This is a genomic window from Methylophaga sp. UBA5088 (genome assembly GCF_002414625.1).
In the GTDB taxonomy this organism is placed as follows: Bacteria; Pseudomonadota; Gammaproteobacteria; order Nitrosococcales; family Methylophagaceae; genus Methylophaga; species Methylophaga marina.
This window is the reverse complement of record NZ_DIAC01000099.1, coordinates 10,385-17,938: the sequence shown is the minus strand read 5'-3', so window position 1 is coordinate 17,938 and position 7,554 is coordinate 10,385. Positions and strand designations below refer to the sequence as shown.

The following is a 7,554-nucleotide window of genomic DNA, read 5'->3' as shown; positions in this document are numbered from 1 at the left end:
GATAATGAGATACATTATCGTTTTGGAAGTAATTTAGCAATAATAAAAATAACGGGCTGTTTGATTTATAAGGATTATTTTAAAAAAGCATGAAGTATAATTGGGCTGTTATAGCCTTAACTGGCTTCGCCAACAACTTTGAGCTTAGTAGCAATAAAGTCTTTGTGGGAAACGTATAACAAACTGGCGAGCTTACGAATCACATGTTCTTCAATATCTTGTAGTTCATGATCGGCCCAGGCTATTTGCCAAAGCATTTCGATGAGTTCGATTTTCTCTTGTTCGTTATATTGCTGATTAATATCGGCTGTGAAGTGATAAAAGTCAGTGGCTTCATTGTGTGCTGCTTCAGCTTCGGCAATCAATTTCTCAGCGTCGCTATCTTTGACATCAAATTGACTTGCCAGGATCTGCCGCAGCATGGCCTTTTCTGTCTCATGCTCTTCATCATCGACCGCAATAATTTCAATCATTAATGCTACCGCCGCCAGCACTTTAGACTGCTGTTGATTCGCTAAATAGACATCGGTGTTATCACCCAAGGTGGATGAAAACATTTGTTTTAGTTTTTCGATCATAGTTATCCCCTGCAAGCAAAACCGACTGCCAGCAGTGAAGTAAAGTTCATTTCTTATTGGATGGGCTGACAATGACAGCAGCTTGATAACGGGGTTTGCCGTAGCCAATCATACGGTTAAATTCTTTATGTGTAACGGGAATATAACCACTATCTGTCACACTTTTATTATCATCCCAATCCACATCCGGATCATGGAAATATACAAAGGTGTCAGAAACAGACACGACCAAAATCCAGTGGGGGGATTTACTTTGGTTCAGACGATATGAGCTTATCAAGACAAGCGCCAGTGCCCCTTTAGATAGATACTCGCTTAATAACGCCGCATCAACCGGTGCTTTGATTTGTTGAATATCAGATTCAGCTATTTTTTCGATAAAATCTTGGTGCACACATTCAATAACCGACTTCTTTTCTTCACTGCGTACACCATTAATAAAGGGAATGTCATCTGAGTTACAGACAAGGGTTGTTTTCAAACCTCGCTGATTGGCTGCTAAAGCCAAGCCTTGTGGACTGCAGCCACCATGACCGGAGGTCATAAAAATTGTTGTGGCTTCGCGCCATAACTGCAATTCAAGTTGACGAGTGAGTGCTAACTCACCATCCATGCTTTTCATTGCCATCATTAGGCAAGCAGGCCCACAGGTAAAGTCGGTTGACTGAGAGTAGTGAGCAACCTCTGGGTGTGTGACTTCAGGCACATGATGCAGCACTTTCATCATGCGAATAGCATCAGCATGATCTTCATAAAAGTCAGTGACAATATCAAACGGTTGATAGCCGAGTTTTTCATATAACTTAATGGCGCCGAGATTATCAGGTCGCACTTCCAGACGCAGAAAGCTTCGCCCATCATCCAGCGCCTGTGTTTCAGCTTCCTGCATTAATTTAGCGGCGATACCGGCTTTTCGATAATTCGCATCAACCGCTAATGAATATACCCGGCCAAGTGACGTTCCTTGTGAGTAAAGTAACAACACATAAGCCACCAGAGTGTCATTGGTAGTCGCCACCAACAACAAGCTGTGACCTTTTTTGATCATCCATTTAAAACTGCGTCTTGAAATACGATCCGTTTCAAAGCACGTTTCTTCTAACTCACTGAGCGCGTTAACGTCATCAAGTGTTGCTTCACGCAGCAAAAACTCAGCGGGAGTTTTGATTGGCATGTTCAGTTAATCCGTCTAACGCCATTTCAATAACCTGACGACCACGGAACAATACTAATTCCTGCCACTGTTTTTGATCAGGGCAGAAGAAATCTTGCATAGCGTGTTTTACATCCATCGTGGCATCATCAGACCAGTCAATCTTGCCTTTCTGTTGTAGTTTTTGATCATCCGATAACACTTGCAACATCTGCTGAGTACCAAACGTACCAAACTCCAAGGTTAAAAAGCACACATTATCGCCTTGCTGATGCCAGAAATAATCATGCAAACCGAGTTTTGTTCCAGAGCTGGATGTCCCCAGTGAAGGTTCAGTGACTGTTGCACCAAATAACTCGACAGCATATTGGTGACCCTGACTGTTAACAGGATGATCACAGATAAGCTCACCAAAACCATAGGGGCCCAATCCACTGTGAATATCAATCACGATCACTTGTTTACGTTTGGCAGGTTTAATTTGTGCGGCCAACTGTTCAATAAGCTGACGTGACCATGTGGGTTCGCTGCCGCCATAATAAGGTGCTGAAGCTTGTTCGTATTGACCTTCTGACAATAAATCAAACTTTTCCCTGTCCTGAGCGACGGTGGCAATATCGGCTTTACCTTGTTCCAGTTCTTGCCAGATTTTTGCTGCTTTTGAGGCCGGTAACTCACTGTTGAAATCAACAAAGTTACGGTTCACATCCACACCTTGATCATCACCACGACTGGCCCAGGCAAATCCCCATGGATTGATCGCATGAACCAGGACCACACAGACATCCTGAGGCAGACGACGATAACGTGTCACAAAATCTGCTTGAATTGCTGAGCCAGCGCCACCTTCCACACCGTGTAGTCCGGACACTAATACAATAATATTTTCTGCTTTTGGATTACCCGCCCAGGCAATATCACAAAATAACTTTTCGTTTTTCGGGCCTTTAAGTGGATGAGGATGATGCGTTAGTCTTTCAATAATCGAGCTGGTTTCGACATTATTGATGAATTTATCTCTTGCGCTGGAATAGCGCTGCGAAAATACGCTTAAAACGGCATCTGCATACATTTTAATGGGCCTCCTGTGCAAAATTTTCGCGAAGGATATGTGAGTTTTGCCATTTTGACCAGCAAATAAAAAGGGATGCAAAATTTTTTATTACATCACCTGTCTATTCACTTTATGATTCGCTTTTAGAAAGCCTTTTGACACTACCATCATCAAGGACAAGACATGACTAAGCATTTGATAATAGTTGAAAATATTGATGACTGGAGTCCTTACTTTCCCAGCGAACAAGTGATCGATGTTGATACCTATCTACAATCCTTATCGCAAAATACTCATGCCCCTGCGCAAATTCTTAATTTATGTCGAAGTCTGGATTATCTCAGTCGCGGCTATTATTGCTCGATGGTGGCAGAAGCCAGAGGGCACCGTGTTTTGCCCGGACTTCGCACTATTAATGACTTATCTCGCAAAAGCCTTTATGCCTACGACTTGTCGGATTTATCCACTCAGCTTGATAAACAGCTCAGCATGGCTTCAGGTGAAAGCTTCGTGCTGAAGATCTGTTTTGGGCAAACACCTATCAGCTCTTTACAGAAGCTGGCCCGACAAATCTTTGAACAATTCCCCTGCCCGATACTGGAGGTGGAATTTAGCTTTAATGGTCACTGGATTATCAGCCAGATAAAAGCCGGTGCGATTAATAGGCTCACAGAAACCGAGCAAGATTTTTTTGCAGAAGCTTTAGATAACTTCAGCCATCGCTTATGGCGGAAGCCGGCTAAGCGTCGCCAGTTTCGATATGACATGGCCATTTTGCATAATCCTAAAGAAACCATGCCGCCGAGTGATATGGCCGCATTGAAGAAATTCATCAGTAGTGGACGTCGCATTGGTATTGATGTGGAGCTGATTACCCCCAAAGATTACATTCGCCTAGCAGAATATGACGCCTTATTTATTCGTGAAACTACCGCTACACATAATCACACCTACAAATTTGCCCGTCGTGCAGAAAGTGAAGGTTTAGTAGTGATTGACGACCCCACATCCATTATTCGCTGCACGAATAAAATTTATTTAAAAGAACTGCTATCCACCAATAATCTACCTATGCCGGATTCACACCTGCTATATCGTAATGATACCGCTGGTCTGGACAAACTTTGTGAAACAGCCACCTTTCCATTGGTGATGAAAATTCCGGACGGTGCCTTTTCAAAAGGTGTGATTAAGGTCAACAATGCAGACGAGCTTCGAGAGCAAGCGCCTGCCTTTTTCCAACAGTCAGCCATTATTCTCTTGCAAGAGTTTATGTATACCGACTACGACTGGCGTATTGGTATGTTTAACAACAAGCCTATCTATGCCTGCCAGTACTTTATGAGCAAAGGCCATTGGCAAATCTACAACCACAACACCAAAAAAGGTACCTCCAGTGGTAAGTCTTCCGCCATCCCGATGAGCGAAGTACCAGAAAAAGTGCTGAAAATTGCGACAAAAGCAGCGAAATTGATAGGAAATGGTCTATACGGCTTGGATATCAAACAAAGCGGTAACCGTATTGTCATTATTGAAATTAATGACAACCCCAGCATTGATAGCGGTGTCGAAGATCATTATCTCGGCATGGCTTTATACGATGACATTATGCGAGAGTTTTTAAGGCGCTTAGAAGAGCGCCGGGCAGCGAGTCATTAATCTTTTTTCCATGCAAATAAAAAGGCGCTGATCATCAGCGCCTTTTTAACACACCGAATTCCGTTTAGAAGCTGTAACTTGCTCCAATCTGGAAGTTACGTTTCTGCCCAGGGAAGAAACGATAACTTCCAAAGGCATAATCAGCTCGATCAGCGTATTCCTCATTTAGAATATTTTTGACCTGTCCATGTAAAGTCAGCTTTTCAGTCACTTTTGTTTCTACACGCAAATTCAGTAGATCATGACCATCATATTTGTGCTCATTTGAAGGTTCTAAATAGTAATCCCCCATGTGTTGCCACTCTAGTTCAGCTCGGCTGTGTGGATTAACATCCCATCCAAGGCGGACATTAGCGATATGTCTTGGTGCAGTATCAATGTCATTGCCAGAAAAAACTTCACTTGCTGTATTAGTAAAGTCATATGTGTGTCTGGCATAAGTGTAGTTAGCACCTAAATCAAATTGTTCAAATAACGGCATTGATAGTGCCACTTCTAGACCACGATGTTTTGTCTTACCATCAGTTACATTTAGTCCATCCGAGTCACGGAAGAAGAAGTTTTTCTTTTTCATATAAAACAAACTTACTTCGTAGTCGATGATAGCTACCGTTCCACGTGAACCCACTTCTATACTATCCAACTTCTCAGAATCCATATCTCCAACGGTTTGCTGGTTCTGTAATCGATATAAGTCCGTTGTTTGAGGTGCACGATTACCTCGAGAGTAATTAGCGAACAAGCTGTGAGCTTGGTTTAGTTCATACACGATACCAAACTTAGGACTCCAGTCATTGTATGTATCTTCTCTATTTGCAGGTCTCAGATATAAACATTCTGATGGTGATGCAAAACATGAGCTTCCATCAGCTTCACCTGTACCAGCAGCAACATTGTTGTCATAATCATAATTAACATGCTCAAACCGTAAACCTGTTGTTGCACGCCATTTCTCTGCTAACTGCCATTCAGCATGGATATAAGGAGCGATAGTTGTCGCCGCAACGTCATAATCGTAGTGAACTCCTTGTTGCCGATTTTTATCAAAGGCAGTATAGCTAGCACGCTGTTGCGTCTGTTTCAGACTGCCATCGGTGTACTCTAAATCTGTACCGAAAATCACTTTATGACCACCATCCAAGTCCATATAGTAGGCAATCTGAGTTCCTACACTTGTGTGTTCATTTTCCTCAATGGCTCGTGAAGGTAGATAATGCTGCCTAAATTTCATACGGTTATCACGAAAATATGGCGTAATACTCAATGTATCGCCATTCGCCATGACATGATCCCAACGTGTATGTAGCCGAACAGAGTGCCAATCACGGAATGCATCAGGATCATCATTAGTTTTCATCAATGAACTATCTTCATAAGCCTTTTCATCATCCGACTCTACAAAACCTGCTGTTTCCTGATTTAGGTTAAAGGCTGAGAAAACGGTTGTGAACGTATCGCCATTGTCTGCGTAGTAATCGTGACGTGCTGTAATTTTTTGTTGACCATACTCTGAATCATCTCGCCAACCACCAAAGTCAGTGCCACTAAAACTGACACGATACCCATGTTTCCCAACAGTATCACTGACAGTACCTTTCAACTTATAAAGGTCATCCGATCCGACGGTGACATCAAGAATCCTCTCTAGATCGAGTGATGGAGGTCTGGAAAGCACATTTATCAGACCATGTACCGCATTAGACCCATACAACGCGCTACCGGGACCTCTAACAACTTCAATGCTGTCTGCCCACTCATAACCGGCTTCAGCTAAGCCATTATTATTGGCAAATCCGGCTGCTCGTAATGGAATACCATCTTCCATAAAGAGAAAAGCACCCGCAGCACCGGGACCGGTTAATACTGGTGAACGGATAGCGACTAATGATTCGGCGCCATTCCCGCGTTGAATATTCACACCGCTTACGCGTGCGAGAGTTTCTTCAATATGGTCAGCATTTATAAGATCAATCTCTTGCTCAGAGACTTTGCCAGTGTTACCAGCTAACTCTCTGAGTGAGGTTTCTGATCTTGTACCTGTGACTACCATCTCTCCTAAGGAAATATCATCTTCGCTAGTTTCTTCAGCAAAAGCGGGGTGCCACATTGTGGTCGCCGCAGCCGCCACCATCAATGTGAGTTGTTTTTTTGAAAACATAATCCAATTCTCTCTTTATAAATATTCATTAATCCCGTAAGTGGGGAAAATTCTCCCATACAGGCTGTTTTAATTCATCAGAAAAATCCCTAAACCCATTGAAAACAGACATTGAAATCCCCAATTACATGATCAAGATCAATTTCAGGTAATGAATCCATTTATGGAATACAAAGACTATTACAAAATTTTGGGCGTCGCCCGTGATGCTTCTCAGGACGAGATAAAAAAAGCCTATCGAAAACTGGCCAGAAAATATCACCCTGATGTCAGTAAAGAAGCCAATGCCGAAGACAAATTTAAGGAAGTAGGTGAAGCCTACGAAGTCTTACGTGACGAACAAAAACGAGCACAATACGACCAGTTTGGTAGTAATTATCGTCATGGTCAATCCTTTAACCCACCACCTGGTTGGGATGATCATGCTGGTTTTGGTGGCGGTAACTTTAGCAGCTTCTTTGAAAACATGTTTGGCGGCATGGGAGGAATGGGCGGCGGCATGGGTGATAATTTCTTCGCCCGTGGTGAAGATGTTAACGCCAAAATTACCATCTCACTGGAAGATGCATTCAACGGTGCCACCAAGACTATCCGTCGTCCTGCTGGCGCCAGTCAGTCCGGCACCATTAACGTAAAAATACCAGCCGGTATTGCCTCTGGTAAAAAAATTCGTTTGTCCGGTCAGGGAAAATCTGGCGGTGGCGGTAAGTCAGGTGATTTATATCTCGAAGTGAATGTAGCACCACATCGTTACTTCCGTCTGGAAGAAAAAGATGTATATCTCGACTTACCTATTGCACCATGGGAAGCGGCATTAGGTGCAAAAATTACTGTGCCCACACTCGCTGGCAAAATTAATCTGACCATTCCTGCAGGTGCACGCAGTGGTCAAAAAATGCGACTAAAAGGTCGTGGATTACCAGGCAAAGAACCTGGCGATGAATTTGTGGTC

6 protein-coding genes are annotated in these 7,554 nt (G+C 43.1%); 2 read left to right on the top strand and 4 right to left on the bottom strand.

All coding sequences use genetic code 11. The annotated features are described in order from the left end of the window. Positions 1-116: 116 nt before the first annotated feature. From B4K20_RS12495 to B4K20_RS12485, 3 genes are read right to left on the bottom strand one after another with little or no spacing between them, the layout of a single operon-like run. Positions 117-578, bottom strand: coding sequence for a TerB family tellurite resistance protein (locus tag B4K20_RS12495; RefSeq protein ID WP_289283128.1), 462 nt, complete (start codon positions 576-578; stop codon positions 117-119). Positions 579-624: 46 nt separating this feature from the next. After that, positions 625-1,752, bottom strand: coding sequence for a GNAT family N-acetyltransferase/peptidase C39 family protein (locus B4K20_RS12490; protein WP_289283127.1), 1,128 nt, complete (start codon positions 1,750-1,752; stop codon positions 625-627). Beyond that, complete coding sequence (locus tag B4K20_RS12485; RefSeq protein ID WP_289283126.1) at positions 1,730-2,803, bottom strand: DUF2817 domain-containing protein; 1,074 nt, start codon at positions 2,801-2,803, stop codon at positions 1,730-1,732. The genes B4K20_RS12490 and B4K20_RS12485 overlap by 23 nt, the downstream gene beginning before the upstream one ends. A 165-nt stretch (positions 2,804-2,968) precedes the next feature. Between B4K20_RS12485 and B4K20_RS12480 the strand changes: the two genes are divergently transcribed. Beyond that, positions 2,969-4,444, top strand: coding sequence for a RimK family protein (locus B4K20_RS12480; RefSeq protein WP_289283125.1), 1,476 nt, complete (start codon positions 2,969-2,971; stop codon positions 4,442-4,444). Positions 4,445-4,508: 64 nt separating this feature from the next. Here B4K20_RS12480 and B4K20_RS12475 read toward each other — a convergent pair whose 3' ends face one another. Beyond that, on the bottom strand, positions 4,509-6,602 hold the full coding sequence (locus tag B4K20_RS12475) for a TonB-dependent receptor (protein WP_289283124.1): 2,094 nt from the start codon (positions 6,600-6,602) through the stop codon (positions 4,509-4,511). 163 nt (positions 6,603-6,765) lie between these two features. Here B4K20_RS12475 and B4K20_RS12470 point away from each other — a divergent pair. Then, on the top strand, positions 6,766-7,554 hold a 789-nt coding region (locus B4K20_RS12470; RefSeq protein WP_289283123.1), incomplete at its 3' end, for a DnaJ C-terminal domain-containing protein.